This window comes from Couchioplanes azureus (assembly GCF_014648355.1).
In the GTDB taxonomy this organism is placed as follows: Bacteria; Actinomycetota; Actinomycetes; order Mycobacteriales; family Micromonosporaceae; genus Actinoplanes; species Actinoplanes azureus.
Window position 1 is genome coordinate 150,376 of the sequence record NZ_BMQY01000012.1, and the last position, 14,097, is coordinate 164,472.

The window sequence follows — 14,097 nt, forward strand, 5'->3', positions numbered from 1 at the left end:
GGTCGTATGCCGCAGCCCGATCACGGGCAGCCTCCGGCTGTCGCATCGCGACAGTGGCCTGCAGCCGGGCTGGGTCGGCTCAGAGTGCGCCGGTGCGGATGATGGTGGCGGCGCCGCCCACCAGGATCTTCAGGCCGGTCGGACTCTGGCGGGCGGAGGCGGTGATGGTGGCGGGGCTGCCGAGAGTGTCGCCCATGGCGACGCTGAGGTCGGTGACGCCTCGGTCGGCGAGGTGCGCGGCGAGGCAAGCGGTGCTGTTGGCGTTGGCGATGTCCTCGGGGACGCCGATCGAGGGAGCGAACATCCGCGCCGTGACGCGACCGCTGCCCGTCGGCACCGAGTGGACGTAGCAACCGAGCAGCCCGAACCGGTCACAGGCCGCGCGGAGCCGGTCGAGATCGGGGGCGAGGTCGGCGACGGCCGCCGGGGTGGCGATCGGAACCAGCATCCGAGCCCTGCCCAGCGACGCGACGCAGGCGCCGGGGGCGAGCAGGTCAGGGCTCACACCGAGGGCGGCGACCACGAGACCGATCTCGGCTGAGGTGGGTTCGCGCAGAGTGGCGGGACCCGGGTCGAAGGCGGCGTGGACATGGTCGCCGTCGCGGACGGCACGGCCGGTGAAGGTGCGGCCCGACACGCACAGGGTGAACTCGTGCTCGCCGCCCTGCCGCTGGTTGGCGAGGAAGGCCACGGCGGCGATCGTGCCGTGGCCGCAGGCAGGCAGCTCCCCCTCGGCGGCGAAGAAACGCAGGTCAACCGTCGGCTCCCTCAGGGCGCGACTCTGGTCAGGCGCCGGTGCTCGTGCAGCGCCCCGCGGATCCCGTCGTGTCACGAAGACGGCGTGCGAGGTGCCGTAACGGACCGGCACCCGGCTGCGTTCGGCATCGGTCAGCGTGGTCGGAGCGGAATCGTCGATGACAGCCGTGGGGCTGCCGCCTCGACCCTCGCGAAGACAGGCGTTGACGATGCTGATCGGGATCGGCACACCCGTCGAACGGGCTTGTTCACCCAGGTTCATGGCTGCCTTCGATCTGCGACATGCCGCGCCACGCTGGCAACTGCTCGACGGTGGCGGGGCTGCGCCTCTAGGTGATGACGCGGACAGGTGGCCCGCGTCTCGACGCAGACTCGGCCGGGTGGGCCGGGTCGGCGGCTTGGCCCGCGTCATCGCAGATCTTGGCGAACGTGCGGAACAGCGCTGCCGGAGCGACGCGAGACACACGGCCTCCCTGTTTCTGTTTCAGAAACGGTTGGTCCGTACCGTAGCGTTACGGATTCAGAAACAGCAAGGGGTGGCGGTGCGAGGCGTTCCACATCCCGGCCGCCCGGTGCGCGGCTCGACGACCGGGCGGCCGTCGATGGCGGCGTTGGATCTGTTCGGCCGCCGCTGGGCCCTGCGGATCCTGTGGGAACTGCGCGAAGGGCCGGTCGGCGCACGGAACCTGCGCGAACGCTGCGACGGCATGTCGACCAGCGTGTTGTACGAGAGGCTCAGAGAACTGCTTGCCGCCGATCTCGTACACCATCGCAGTGACAATGACCGCTACGAGCTGACGCCGATGGGACGGTCGCTGGGCGCGGCCATGGCACCGCTGGAGCAGTGGGCCAGCGACCGGGCCGCGTCGAGGCGCTGACGCCCGACCCAGCCGACTAGACAAGTTGACGCTGCACGTCCAGCATGACAAGGTCGTGGCGTGACGGACGACCGAAGTGGACAGATCCTCGATGCGGCGCTGACCGTTTTCTGCCAGTACGGCTACGGCAAGACCACCATGCAGGACGTGGCCCGCGCCGCCGGCATGTCCCGGGCGGCCCTCTACCTTCACTTCCGCACCAAGGAGGACCTCTTCCGGGCAGGGTCGCGGCGGGCGCACGCCCGTGCGCTCGACCGGGCCGACGCGGCCCTGGAGGCGCCGGGTGACGTGGTGTCGCGGATCGACGCCGCGATGGCCACGTACTTCGAGGCGCTGATGGCGCAGATCTCCGCAAGCATCCATGGCGGGGAACTGCTCGACGCCGGTGTGACGCTCACCGGTGACATCGTCAGCGAGGCTGACGCCGCGCTGGTGACCCGGCTGGCCGCTGCGCTGGACGCCGCCGCGGCAGCGGGACAGGTGCGGTTGTCGGCCGTCGACGCCACCGCCGAGGACGTCGCGCGGCTGCTGCTCGCGGTCGCGCACGGGCTGCAGAAGACCAGCCCCGACCCGCACGTGTGGCGCGAGCGCAGGTCGCTGTTCTTCCGCATGGCGAGCGCTGCCATCTCGTCACCGGACGGCATCGGCTCACCCCCGTCACCCCAGCGGGTACGGCGCCGAGGCGGGTCACCACCACGCGTCGACACCACCGCCACACGGGGGTCACGGTCGTGACGGCGCCGGTGGTGACGACGCGGCTGGGCCGGGCCAGAGGGCGCGAGGTGAACGGCGTCGCGGCGTTCAAGGGCCTGCCGTACGCGGCAGCGCCACAGGGGAAGCTGCGGTTCCAGCCCCCGGCGCCGGCGCCGGCGTGGGACGGCATCCGCGACTGTGGGCAGTTCGGCTGCGCCTCGCCCCAGCTGGCACCCGCCCCGGGCACGCCGCCGGCCTGGCGACCCGGCGACGGGCTGGACTGCCTGACGCTGAACGTGTGGAGCCCGGACCTCGGGGCGGCCGGTCTGCCGGTGATGGTGTGGATCCACGGCGGGCTGTGGAAGCACGGCGCGGCGCGCATGCCGCAGTACGATGCCGCGACGCTGGCCCGCTCCGGGGTCGTGGCGGTCACCGTCAACTACCGGGTCGGCTTCGAAGGCTTCGGCCACCTTCCCGGCGTCCCGGACAACCGGGGCCTGCGCGACCAGATCGCGGCGCTGGAGTGGGTCCAGTCCCACATCGCCGCCTTCGGCGGCGACCCCGGCAACGTGACCGTCTTCGGCCAGTCCGCCGGTGCCGCCTCGGCCACGCTGCTGCTGGCCGCCCCCGCCGCAACCGGGCTGTTCCGCCGCGCCATTGCCCAGAGCATCCCCGCCGGCCACCAGACCCGGGGTGAGGCCGCGGCCGTCACAGCGACCATCGCCCTGGCCGCCGGCGTGCCGGCCACCTGGGACGCGTTCGCGGTCCTGCCGCCCGAGGCGATTCTTGCCGTCCAGGACGCGCCGCTGCGCGGCCGCGACGCCGGATCCACCGCCTTCTCACCCGTCGTCGACGGCGACCTGGTGACCGGCCCGACGTGGGCGGCGCTCGCCACCGGCGTCAGTCGCGACGTCGACCTGATCTGCGGATACACCCACGAGGAGTACCGCGGTATGGGCCCACCGCCCCCGCCCGGCGTCGACCTGGACGCGGTCGCGCACGCCATCGGCCTACCCCGGCAGGCCGCCGACGCGTATCGGCGGGCCCAGCCCTCCGCCGCGGACGCCGAACTTTTCACCACCATGCTGTCCGACGCCCTCGTCCGGATACCGACCATCCGGACCGCCGAGGCGCACGCCGCCGCAGGCGGGCGCACGTGGCTGTATGACCTCGCCTGGCCCGGTCCCGGCCTGGGGGCCGGCCACGGGCTCGACATCCCGCTCGTCTTCGGCATCGCCACCACCGGCTACGGCACCCGGTTCCTCGGCACCCCGCCGCCCGCCGACTTCGCGTCGCTGTCCGAGCAGATGCGCCGCGCATGGACCGGGTTCGCCGCCGCCGCAGACCCCGGCTGGCCACGCTTCGACCTCACCCACCACCGCACCCGAATCTGGGACGTCCCGCCCCGCGACGCCGAGGACCCCCTCGCAGGCTCCCGGCGCATCTGGCAGAGCTCCCCCGCCGGGGCGGCCAGCACATAGGACCGGGCGCCCGCCGGGCCCACGACACCGAAAAATGCATAGCTATCGATCAGAACGCAGTCGGCGCTTTCTCGCCGACGGGCTCGGCCTGCGGGCCGCCATGCGGTACGTCCCGCTGGCAGCCGGGCCGTCCGACCACGAGTGCCGCAGCGATCGGCGGCGCTCTGCGCCGCCAGATCGTGGCATGCGAGCCGCCCGTCAAGAAAGAGGGCCCTGATGTCGGCACGCTGGCCGATGACATGGGCGCGGACAAGGTGATCAACCAGGACCTGGCTCCCCACTCTCCGCCGCGAACCGGTCCGGTGCCGGATGGACCCCTCAGCGATCGACGATGGCGAGGCGGTGTGGGCGGTGCATGCGCGGGGCCTAACGGATTCGCTACTGACGTGCCACCGGCTAGTGCGGTATTCAAAGGTGTACTTGATGGGCAAGTCTTGCCGGGTGAACGAGATGCGAGCATCGCGCCTCGACGCCCGTGGGAAGGGGACACCGGGATGGCTGGCGTGAGTGCGGCAGGCGAGGTGTGACGCCGAACGAGCGGCAGGCCGCGCGAGTGCGGGCGGTTCGGGTCGGCGCGGTGCAGGGCGGGGTCGGCCCGGGTCTCGCCATGGTGTACCTGCTCGGGACGCTGGGCCAGCCGCACCGGCCGGTGATGCTGACGGTTGCGGCTCTGATGCTGTTGATGGCGGTTCTTGGCTGGTTCGGCGCCTCGGCGGTGTCTCGCTTACGGGCCCGACTGCCGGTTCAGCTTTCCGGTGCGGTCCTCAATCTTGCGGGTTCGGCCGTGCTGGCCTGGCTCGACGGTGGGGTCGCCAGCCCGCTCGGTCCGATGCTGCCGCTGTCGGTCACCTTTCTCGCGATCGTGGTGCCGCCCCGGACCTTCACCGGGTTCGCGGTGCTCGGCGCCTTGGGTTACTGGACCGTGGCGGTCGTCGCCGACCCGGCGCCGCCGGGCTACGCCGTCGTGCACACCCTCAGCTTCGGGTTCGTCGGCTATCTGGCGCTGCGCTACTCCGGAACACTGGCGTCACTGCGCCGCCGGCTCGCGGAGATCACGCGGGTCGATCCGTTGACGGGCTGCCTGAACCGCCGCGGCTTCGAGGAGCGCTTGGGGCACGAACTGGCGGCAGCGGCCCGCACCGGTGAGCCGGTCACCGTCGCGGTCGTCGACCTCGACCGGTTCAAGGAGGTCAACGACTCGTACGGTCATCGCGCCGGGGACGATCTGCTGGCCTGGGTCGGCCGGACGCTCGGCGCGGAGCTGCGCACCGACGATGCGGTCGGGCGGCTCGGCGGCGACGAGTTCGCCGTGCTCCTGCCGGGCACCGACGCGGACGGCGCCGCGACGGTCGTGCAGCGGCTACGCGTCGCGCTCGGCGACTGCGCCGGTGGCAGTATCGGCCACGCCAGCTTCCCGGACGACGCCGTCGACGCCGACGAGCTCATGCTGGTGGCCGATCGCAGGCTGTACGCCGACAAAACCGCCCGCGAACGGCGGGTGCCCTCGGCCGAGGCGGTGGCCGCCGTGCGGCGGACCCTGGCGGCCCAGACACCGGTCATGGTCTCGCACGCCGAACGCCGCCGGCACTCCATCGCCGACGGCGGCTGGATGACGCTGGCGCAGAGCGCGATCAGCATGGGCTACGTGCTGTTGTTCACCGCCGGGGACCCGCACCGGACGGCGATGGCGGCGCTGTGCGCCGTGACCGCCCTGCTGGGCCTGGCCGTGGTGGCCGCTGCCGGCCGGCTCAGTCGCTCACCGGCGGCACGGCAGCTGATGCTGGCCTATTCCGTGATCACCTTCTGCAACGCCGCGGCCGGCGCGTGGCTGGACGGTGACGTGAGCTCGGCGTTCGGCATCGGCATGCTCACCTCGATGCCGCTGGCCATGCTGGCCCTGCGGGCCCACGTGGCCGTGCCCCTGGTCGCCGGCGCCTCGCTGGCCTACCTCGCCGTCGCCACCCTGCGCGGCGCGCCCAGCGGCTGGTACGTCATGACCCACCTGACCGGCATGTTCGCCGTCGCCGCCGCCTGCGCCGTCCAGGGCCGCACCGCCGCCCGGCAACGTGCACAGCTCACCCGGCTGTCGCGTACCGACGCGCTCACCGGCTGCCTGAACCGTCGCGGCTTCGCCGAACGCTTCACCGGCGAGACGGCGCATGCGCGCCGCACCGGCCGGACGGTGTCCCTGCTCGTCCTCGACCTCGACGGCTTCAAACAGCTCAACGACGCGCACGGGCATGCCGCCGGTGACGAGCTGTTGTGCTGGGTGGCCGCCACCCTGCACGCCGCAGCGCAACCCGGCGACATCGTCGCACGCCTGGGCGGCGACGAGTTCGTCATGCTCGTCGGTGCCGACGCCGGCACAGCCGCCGCCGACCTGCGCACCGCACTGGCCGCCCGCACCGCCGTCAGCATCGGCACCGCCATACTCGGCCCCGACGGCGACGACTTCGACACCCTCTACGCCGCCGCGGACACTCGCCTGTACGAGGAGAAAAGCCGCCACGCAGGCGGCCGCCTAGTACCGGTAGATGCCACGCCTTCCCCGGGTGTCGCAACCGGGCGGCACGCGGTCGGCTGACACCGCACCCGCGCAACGCCCGCCGATCGCAAAGTGCCGATGACCGCTCGGCCGCACGGGAACCACGCGGACGACCTCGAACATCCCTTGCCGTCGCGCGGGTTCTCGTACTACTGGGCTATCTGCCTGCCACCGTCCGGCCGGGCCAGTCGCGGTAGCGGGTCTGGGTGAGGATTGCGTCCTTGACCGGCACCAGAGACTCCTCGGTCAGCTCGGCGCCGAAGTAGCGGGCGTGGGGGTCGGTGACGACCTTGCGCGGGTCGTGGCGAGCGGCCAGGACTTCGGTGAAGAATGCGTCCATCCGGAACCGCTGGGGGCCGGCGACCTCGACGTGTCCGTGCAACGGCGACCCGACCGCGATCCGGGCGACCTCCCGGGCGACGTCGTCGCCCGCGATGGGCTGGAACGACACCGGGGGCATCCGTACCGTGCCGTCGACGGTGGCGGCGTCGGCGATGGCTCCCACGAACTCGAAGAACTGGGTCGCGTGCACGATCGTGTACGGGATCGAGGACTTCTCGATCAGCTGCTCCTGCGCGACCTTCGCCCGGAAGTAGCCGCTCTCGGGCAACCGCTCGGTCCCCACCACCGACAGCGCGACGTGGTGCGCGACACCGGCCGCGGCTTCCGCGGCGAGCAGATTGTGGGTGGAGGTCTCGAAGAACCTCAGCACCGCCGTGTCTTCGAACGACGGAGCGTTGGACACGTCGATGACCACGGAGGCGACGGCCAGCGCGTCGGCGAGTCCGTCGCCGGTAAGCGTGTTCACTCCGGTGTTCGGCGCGGCGGCCACGACCTCATGACCCTGCTCCCCCAGCCTGGTGACGAGCTTCGCACCGATCAGGCCGGTGCCTCCGACGACGACGATCTTCATGGCAACCCTCCGTTCACCGGGTATCCATCCCGGATGAGTAGTTCCGGATCAGATGGTGCTGAGCCCGGCCCGGAGAAGGCGGCGGCCTGGTCGATGGCGGCACGCGTGGCGCAGGTCGGGCGCAGCGCATTGATCAGCATGAAGTCGTGGATGGTGCGGTGGTATCGCACGGCGGTCACGGCGACCCCTGCCGAGCCGAGCTTGGCGGCGTAGGCCTCCCCCTCGTCGCGCAGCACGTCGGCCTCATCCACGCACATAGGTGGGTCGTGGGTTCCGGCGTTGCCGAGGATCCAGCCTCCACCGTGCATGTACACGATGATCGGCAATGTGCCCGTCGCGCTGTCTTCGAGGACCCTCCGGGCGTCGGCCGGTGTCCTGTCGTACAGGAACGGCGGTTTCGAGAACGCATCGACAACTTGCTGCGCTACTGGCTCGAGGACGATCGGGCTGCCAGTCGTCATGACAGTGCTCCCTACCCGAAGCCGGACACGACCTGGGCCATGAGCGCGCGGCGCGCTGCCAGCGCCCGCCACCGTCACGCACTGATCTCCCCTGTCAACCAGGCGACTCCGGGCTGGCGGCTACCCGCCGTGCCACACGTCAGCGTTCGTGACCCTCCTGTCCAGCCACCATACTCACCCTCCATCCGGGAGCAAGCCCGTGCAGCGACGGCATCCAGGGTGGCCGCATCCAGCCTCGACCGAGACAAGACGTTACCTAGCGTTCACCCAGGAAAAGTGGCTTCATGGCTAGCGTGACGATATGAAAGCTGTCGATGCATCCGCCGGACTTATCCACGGGGCGCGTCACCTTGCCGAAGTCCTCCTGGCCGAGACACCCGAGCGATGGCAGCACACCATGGGCGTGGCCGAGCAGGCTGAGCACGTCGGCCGAACCCTCCCGGCGTCCGATGCGGACCTGCTTGTCGCGGCGGCCTGGGTCCGGACGTGCCGCGGGGCGCTCCCGGACGAGGCGCTCGTCACCCGGCTCGGCGGCGACGAGTTCGTCATCGTCCTGCCCCGTACCGACGCGGCCGGTGCGGCCGAGGCGTCAGGGCGCATCGTCGAGGGCCCGGTCCCGGCGACCCCGCCATCGCCGTCCGGCTCGTGCGTGCCCGGCGCCCTCACCTCGATCCGCTATGCAGCCAGGTGAGGGCGCGGGACCCCGTTCCGCCGCTCAGCCCAGCAGCTGATGACCGCCGGTCGGCTCGCGTCGCGGCTGGTTGTTGAGCGCGTGCCGGATGATGGACGACTGCCGGTAGACCTCCTCGCGCACCCGGTTGATCTCGCCGAGGGGGCGGTGCTCCTCGCGCACCCGCCAGGGGGTGATGGAGGTGGTGTCCGCAATGGCGAGGTTGTCGTCCGAGGAGATGTCCTGGCGCGGAATGTCGATGCGGGCCACGGTCACGAACGGCGAGAGCCGTTCGGGCCACTCGCGCGAGGTGTTCTCCACGGGCATCAGGTCGACATCGGTACAGAGCTGGGCTTGCAGCTCGAAGCTGTGTGCCCGCTCGCCCAGCTCCGCGACGAGCGTGGTGCGGTAGGCCTCGGGATCGGCGGCCACGTCCACGGTCGGGTGGCTCACGCCGGCCGCGGAGGCCGGGGTGGGGATCGCCCGGATCTTGGCGATGTAGTCGCCGTGCCGGAACGCACCCATGCTCCAGTACGTGTAGAGCATGAGGTTCCTGCGAGGGATCGAGGTGAACGACAGCATCGACAGCAGTTCGTCCCAGAGCCAGGCGTCCGGTGAGAGAGCCCCGGCGCGGGTCAGGAAGTCGTGCAGCCACACCCGGCGGGTCTCCGGGGACACCAGCGCGTCGGGCAGTTGCGCGAACAGTGGTTCGATGACCAGGTAGTCCTTCACGGTGTTGCAGAAGAACGTGGTGTTGTTGATCAGGTTGTAGTCGAAGGTGGCGTCGTCGGGCTCGTCGGCCAGCAGCGAGCGTCCGGGCACCCCGAACATCTTGATGCCCATGCCGCACGCGGGGCCGAGGAACGGGTCCGCGCGCAAGTGCCCCAGTCCGTTGGAGTAGCGCACGACGGCGTCGAAGGTGCCCGGCGTGGCGTAGATGCCCTGGGCGTACTCGGGTGCCACCTCGGGGATCGTGACGACCGCGCGGGCCAGGCCGTACGTCTTGCCGTGGGCGGTGCGCACCGCCCGGCCGGCCTTCTGCCTCTCGACCGAGTCCCGGGTGCGCTGCGCCACCATGCCGACCAGCTGGGCCAGTTCCTCGGCGAAGTCGGCCGGAACGTGCGGGGCGTACTCGTCGTACCTGACGAACCTCATGCTGCGTCTCCTGTCCTCATGCCGGCGTGCACCGGCCCTTCGAACGAAGCGGATCACCGCCCACCAGAAAGGTAGTGCCAAATTAAGTTGTGCACGATCTTTCTGTACGCAATGAGTCCCACGCCACGTCCCCGGGCGGTCAGCTCCAGACGGCGAGCAGCAGCAGTCCTGACGCGACAGTCTCGACCCAGAAGTAGCACCAGATCGGGTAAAAGGTGCGCGGCGCTTCTGCGAGCCGCGCCACCAACCGGCCGCCTGCCATCCCCAGCAGGCCGACCGCCACCGCGCTGACCGCACCGGCACGGATACCGCCGAGGTCCAGGCCCGCGATGGTCAGGACGCCGGCGACCGCGACGCCGAATCCGCCGTACACCGCGCGGACCTCGGCCCGCGCCTCCGCGCTCGGCAACGCGATGCCGAACGGCCGGACCAATGCGGCCGGCGCGATCAGCCCGTATCCGCCCATGGCGAGGAACAACGCGGCTGCCGTGAGGATGACCGCGCCGCTCACGACCGGCTTCCTGACCGGACGGCAATGTCCGACCGTACGTGTGCGATCCGCAACACCCAGCTCACACCCTGCATCCCTTCATCGAGGTCCATGCCGCTAGGAGGAGAATGGGTGCATGCGGCCTCCGGCGCTTTCAGAAACGTGTCATGCGCCGCGGCTGTGGCTGTGGCCCGGCCAGGCGGTGTACGTCGGCGCATCGCTCGGACTCGACCCGCACTCCGGGTCGGTGCCCTGCCTGGCGGTCGCGGTGGACGGCACCTTCACCGTCCGGGTGAACGGCTCGTACGGGCCGGCGGTCCGCAGCGCGCTGATCCCACCGCGGATCACGCACCAGGTGGTGGCCCGCGCGGACCGGATGGCGTTCTGTTACCTCGACTCCGGTTCGGTGCGGCACCGCGCCTGCCTGGGGACGATGACCGCGACGGACGAGGCGATCGCCTACCGGCACCGCCACGAGGATGCGCTCGCCGGCGCCGCGGAAACCCTCACCGATCCGGCGGGGGCCCGCGCCTGGCTCGACCTGGCCGCATGCCCACGAACGGTTCACGGCACACGGACGAAGCAGGGCGACGCGGCTCCGTACGACCCTCGGATCCGGGACGCCGTCGCAGCCCTGCACGGCCTCGATCCCGAGGACAAGCTGTCGGCCGCGGACCTCGCCGCGCGCGTAGGGCTCTCGCCGTCACGGTTCCTGCACCTGTTTCGCGACCACACCGGGACGAGCTTCCGCCGCTACCGGCTCTGGCTGCGGATGGTGCGGGCCGCCGCGCTGATCCGCGACCGGGCCGATCTGACCACCGCCGCCATGGACGCCGGCTTCGCCAGCCCGTCGCACTTCTCCGCCTCGTTCCACTCCATGTTCGGGCTGCGCCCCAGCGACCTTCGCGGCACCCGGATCCACCTCGCCGGATGACAGGCGAGCCCGCGGTCAGGGGAGCGATTCTTCGATTCCGGCGAGGACCCGGCGGGCGCTGCGCTGCAGCAGCGCGTACCCGTCTTCCCGGGCGCTGGTCTCGGCTTGTTCACCCAGCAGCCGGGCCTGCCGGAGATCGCCGAGCCGCCGCAGTGTGGTCGCCAGTCCGATGGCGGCGGTCAACTCCAGCCCGCGGGCCTGCGTCTCCCGGGCCCGGCGGAGAGCGTCCTCGTGCAGGTCCCGGGCGGCCTGCAGGCCACCGAGACCGAGGTGGGCGGCGCCCAGGGTGGTCAGGGCGTCCGCCTCGTAGCGGTGGTTCGCGGTGCTGCGGGCCAGTGTGAGGGCCTGCTCGGCGAGGTCCCGGGCGAGAAGGTGACGCCCGGCGTCGTGGTGTACCTCGGCGATGCGGCACAGCGTGCGCGGTTCACTCTCCCGGTCACCGGTCTGCCGGTTGAGCCGCAACGCCTCGCCGAGGTACCGCAGGCTCTCGTCGATGCGGCCCAGTGCGTGACAGACATGCCCGAGATCGGTCAGCGCGTCGGCTTCACCGGTGGGGGCGTCCGCCGCGCGGTAGAGCGCCAGCGCCTGACGGTGGTACTCGGCCGCCGGTTCCAGGTGGCCCATCTGGTGCTGCAGGGCTCCGAGGTTACCCAGCAGGATCGCCCGGCGCCCGGCCGGCACGCCCATCTCTTCAGCCAGCGCCAGCGCCTCGGCGTACCGGTCGGCGGCCACCCGCAGCCGGCCGGCTTCCTCGTGCAGAAGGCCGAGATTGCCCAGTGCGGCGGCCTGCCCGTCGTGCCAGCCGGCCCGGCGGCTCAGCTCCAGAGCCTGCGTGTACGGCTCGAGCGCCGCCCGGTGCCGCCCCCACCGGTAGTGCGCGGTACCCAGGCTCAGCTGGGCGGCGGCCTGCCCGAGCAGGCTGTCCTCGGCCTCGGCGGCGGCGAGGCCGGCGTGCGCCACGGTCAGCCACTCGGACGGGTACATGCGCAGCCAGAAGTAGCCGCGCAGCGCATCGGCGAGCAACCAGGAATACGGTCGAGGTCCGTGCGCGGCGGCGTGCTCGACCGCGGCCACCAGGTTCACCCGCTCGTTGTCGAGCCACTCCAGCGCCGTGGTGTCGTCCGGGAACGACACCACGTCCTCCGCGGCCGGCATCGGTATGCGCAGTCGCTGCGGGTACAGCCGGCGGGCGGCCGCGTCGGCACCGCGCAGGTAATGCACGTACAGCCGCTCGGTGGCCGCCGTGCGCTCGGTCTCGGTCTCCTCGCGCCGCACGCACTCGCCGGCGTACACGCGCAGCAGGTCGTGCAGGCCGTATCGGCCGGGCCCGCGCTGTTCGACCAGGTGCGCGGTGGCGAGCGCGTCGAGCAGCCGCGCCGCGCCGCCGTCGGGGACGCCGGCGAGCCGGGCGGCCGTCAGCGCCGTCACGTCGCTGCCGGGCACGAGGGAAAGCAGCCGGAACAGCCGGCGCGCCGACCCGTCGAGCTCCAGGTAGGACACGTCGAATGCGGCCCGCACGGCGGTCTGGTCGTCGCCGATGACGCCGAGCGTGCCCAGCCGGTCGCCGTCGCGGAGTTCCCCCACCAGGTATCCGATGCTGCGGTCCGGGGAGTCGGCGAGGTTCGCGGCGGCGATCCGTACGGCCAACGGCAAGTGACCGCAGAGCCGGGCCAGCTCGGCGGCGGCGTCCGCTTCGGCCCGGACGCGACGCTCGCCCAGCAGGTACGTCAGCAGCGCATGCGTCTCCGCCGGCCCCAGCATCCGCACGGCGAGCCGGCGGGCGCCGTCGCGGGCGACCAGCCCGCCGAGGCGGTGCCGGCTGGTGACCAGCACCATGCATCCGGGCTCGGCGGGCAGCAGCGGGCGGACCTGCTCGCTGGTCCGCGCGTCGTCGAGGACCACGAGGAAGCGCTTGCCGCTGAGCAGGCTGCGGTAGGCGGCGGCCGCCTCGTCGATGTCGTCCGGCACCTGGGCACCGGGCATCCCGAGCGCGCGCAGGAACCGGGCGAGGACCTCGAGCGGGCGCACCGGCGGCCCCGCTGCGTAGCCGCGCAGGTTGACGAACAACTGGCCGTCGGGAAAGCGTTCCCGCTGCAGGTGGGCCCAGTGCACGGCAAGCGCCGTCTTGCCCACCCCCGCGGTGCCGGCGACCACGACCACGCTGACTCCGGAACCGGTACGTCCGGCCGCCGCCAGGTCGTCGAGTTGGTGCAGCAGCTCACCGCGGCCGGTGAAACCGGCCACGTCCGACGGCAGCTGTGCCGGAGGACCCCCCGCGGCGGCGGACACGGGCACCGGTGCGCCGGCGACGACGGCCGGGAGGCGCGGAGGGTCGAGGGCCGGATCGGCGGTGAGCACGGCCTGTTCCAGGCGGCGCAGCTCCTTGCCCGGTTCGAGGCCCAGCTCGGCGGCCAGGATCTCGCGGGTGTCGCGATAGACCTGCAGCGCCTCGCCCTGGCGGCCACTGCGGTAGAGGGCGATCATGAGTTGCGCCCGCCACCCTTCGTGCAGCGGGTCCTCGGCCACCAGCTCGGACAGCTCCGCCACGACTTCGCCGTGACGGCCCAGGGCGAGATCGGCGTCGATCCGCGCCCGTACGGCCGCCCGCCGGCGTTCCTGCCACCGCACGCTTTCGCGCCGTAGCGGCTCCACGTCGTCCAGGCCGGCGAACGCGGGCCCTCGCCACAACGCCAGCGCCTGCCGCAGCAGGCCGGAACCCGCGGCGGGGTCGCCGGCGGCGAGCGCGGACCGGCCCTGCTCGGCCAGGGTGGCGAAGCGGTCGCAGTCGCGCTCGCCGGGATGAACCACCAGCAGGTAGCCGGAGGAGCGGTGCAGGATCCGCTGCGGGCCCACCACCCGGCGGAGCTGGTGCACGTACTGCCGGACGTTCTGCGGTGCACTGCGCGGCGGAACCGTCCACAATGCGTCGACAAGCTGGTCGACGGTGATGGCCGACCCGGAGCGGCTGGCCAGCACCGCCAGAACGGCCCGGGCCTTCGTGGCGGGCAGCTGTCGCACGCCGCCGTCACCGACCACCTCGACCGGTCCGAGCAGGTTGAACTGCATGCCTCGCCTTCACTGCCCGGCCCGTGGGCCAGCGGGTGCACTGCGTTACCGGCCG

Annotated in this window: 12 protein-coding genes; 6 read left to right on the top strand and 6 right to left on the bottom strand. The window is 72.0% G+C overall.

Annotation, left to right across the window (positions count from 1 at the left end):
• Positions 1-79: 79 nt before the first annotated feature.
• Positions 80-1,018 carry a PhzF family phenazine biosynthesis protein gene (locus tag IEY99_RS30525; RefSeq protein ID WP_189207566.1) on the bottom strand — a complete coding sequence of 313 codons (939 nt, stop codon included), beginning with the start codon at positions 1,016-1,018 and terminating at the stop codon, positions 80-82.
• Here IEY99_RS30525 and IEY99_RS34630 point away from each other — a divergent pair.
• From IEY99_RS34630 to IEY99_RS30545, 4 genes are all read left to right on the top strand, one after another.
• Positions 966-1,634 (top strand): winged helix-turn-helix transcriptional regulator, encoded by a 669-nt coding sequence (locus tag IEY99_RS34630; RefSeq protein WP_229799395.1) that lies wholly within the window; start codon positions 966-968, stop codon positions 1,632-1,634. The genes IEY99_RS30525 and IEY99_RS34630 overlap by 53 nt on opposite strands.
• Before the next feature lie 60 nt (positions 1,635-1,694).
• Positions 1,695-2,369, top strand: coding sequence for a TetR/AcrR family transcriptional regulator (locus IEY99_RS30535; RefSeq protein ID WP_189207567.1), 675 nt, complete (start codon positions 1,695-1,697; stop codon positions 2,367-2,369).
• Complete coding sequence (locus tag IEY99_RS30540; protein ID WP_229799386.1) at positions 2,366-3,808, top strand: carboxylesterase/lipase family protein; 1,443 nt, start codon at positions 2,366-2,368, stop codon at positions 3,806-3,808. The genes IEY99_RS30535 and IEY99_RS30540 overlap by 4 nt, the downstream gene beginning before the upstream one ends.
• A 523-nt stretch (positions 3,809-4,331) precedes the next feature.
• Positions 4,332-6,392 carry a GGDEF domain-containing protein gene (locus IEY99_RS30545; protein ID WP_189207568.1) on the top strand — a complete coding sequence of 687 codons (2,061 nt, stop codon included), beginning with the start codon at positions 4,332-4,334 and terminating at the stop codon, positions 6,390-6,392.
• Between the two features lie 118 nt (positions 6,393-6,510).
• Here the strand turns inward: IEY99_RS30545 and IEY99_RS30550 are convergent, their stop codons facing one another.
• Positions 6,511-7,266, bottom strand: a complete 756-nt coding sequence (locus IEY99_RS30550; RefSeq protein ID WP_189207569.1) for an SDR family oxidoreductase — start codon at positions 7,264-7,266, stop codon at positions 6,511-6,513.
• On the bottom strand, positions 7,263-7,727 hold the full coding sequence (locus IEY99_RS30555; RefSeq protein ID WP_189207570.1) for an alpha/beta hydrolase fold domain-containing protein: 465 nt from the start codon (positions 7,725-7,727) through the stop codon (positions 7,263-7,265). Before IEY99_RS30555 ends, IEY99_RS30550 begins: the two co-directional genes overlap by 4 nt.
• Before the next feature lie 301 nt (positions 7,728-8,028).
• Here IEY99_RS30555 and IEY99_RS30565 point away from each other — a divergent pair, with 301 nt between their 5' ends.
• Complete coding sequence (locus IEY99_RS30565) at positions 8,029-8,418, top strand: nucleotidyl cyclase domain-containing protein (RefSeq protein WP_229799387.1); 390 nt, start codon at positions 8,029-8,031, stop codon at positions 8,416-8,418.
• Between the two features lie 24 nt (positions 8,419-8,442).
• On the opposite strand, the gene IEY99_RS30570 is transcribed toward IEY99_RS30565, so the two are convergent.
• Positions 8,443-9,552, bottom strand: a complete 1,110-nt coding sequence (locus tag IEY99_RS30570) for a catalase family protein (protein ID WP_189207573.1) — start codon at positions 9,550-9,552, stop codon at positions 8,443-8,445.
• Between the two features lie 139 nt (positions 9,553-9,691).
• Complete coding sequence (locus tag IEY99_RS30575; RefSeq protein WP_189207574.1) at positions 9,692-10,063, bottom strand: DUF4345 family protein; 372 nt, start codon at positions 10,061-10,063, stop codon at positions 9,692-9,694.
• Positions 10,064-10,178: 115 nt separating this feature from the next.
• Between IEY99_RS30575 and IEY99_RS30580 the strand changes: the two genes are divergently transcribed.
• Positions 10,179-10,976, top strand: coding sequence for a helix-turn-helix transcriptional regulator (locus IEY99_RS30580; protein ID WP_189207575.1), 798 nt, complete (start codon positions 10,179-10,181; stop codon positions 10,974-10,976).
• Between the two features lie 15 nt (positions 10,977-10,991).
• Here the strand turns inward: IEY99_RS30580 and IEY99_RS30585 are convergent, their stop codons facing one another.
• The gene (locus tag IEY99_RS30585) at positions 10,992-14,042 is read right to left on the bottom strand and encodes an AfsR/SARP family transcriptional regulator (protein WP_189207576.1); all 3,051 of its coding nucleotides are present in this window, start codon (positions 14,040-14,042) and stop codon (positions 10,992-10,994) included.
• Between the last annotated feature and the right edge of the window lie 55 nt (positions 14,043-14,097).

Excerpts from the sequence above, each read along its gene's own strand:
- IEY99_RS34630 (WP_229799395.1), top strand. The coding sequence starts at position 966 with ATGCTGATCGGGATCGGCACACCCGTCGAACGGGCTTGTTCACCCAGG.
- IEY99_RS30525 (WP_189207566.1), bottom strand. The coding sequence starts at position 1,018 with ATGAACCTGGGTGAACAAGCCCGTTCGACGGGTGTGCCGATCCCGATC.
- IEY99_RS30550 (WP_189207569.1), bottom strand. The coding sequence starts at position 7,266 with ATGAAGATCGTCGTCGTCGGAGGCACCGGCCTGATCGGTGCGAAGCTC.
- IEY99_RS30555 (WP_189207570.1), bottom strand. The coding sequence starts at position 7,727 with ATGACGACTGGCAGCCCGATCGTCCTCGAGCCAGTAGCGCAGCAAGTT.
- IEY99_RS30565 (WP_229799387.1), top strand. The coding sequence starts at position 8,029 with ATGAAAGCTGTCGATGCATCCGCCGGACTTATCCACGGGGCGCGTCAC.
- IEY99_RS30570 (WP_189207573.1), bottom strand. The coding sequence starts at position 9,552 with ATGAGGTTCGTCAGGTACGACGAGTACGCCCCGCACGTTCCGGCCGAC.
- IEY99_RS30580 (WP_189207575.1), top strand. The coding sequence starts at position 10,179 with ATGCGGCCTCCGGCGCTTTCAGAAACGTGTCATGCGCCGCGGCTGTGG.
- IEY99_RS30585 (WP_189207576.1), bottom strand. The coding sequence starts at position 14,042 with ATGCAGTTCAACCTGCTCGGACCGGTCGAGGTGGTCGGTGACGGCGGC.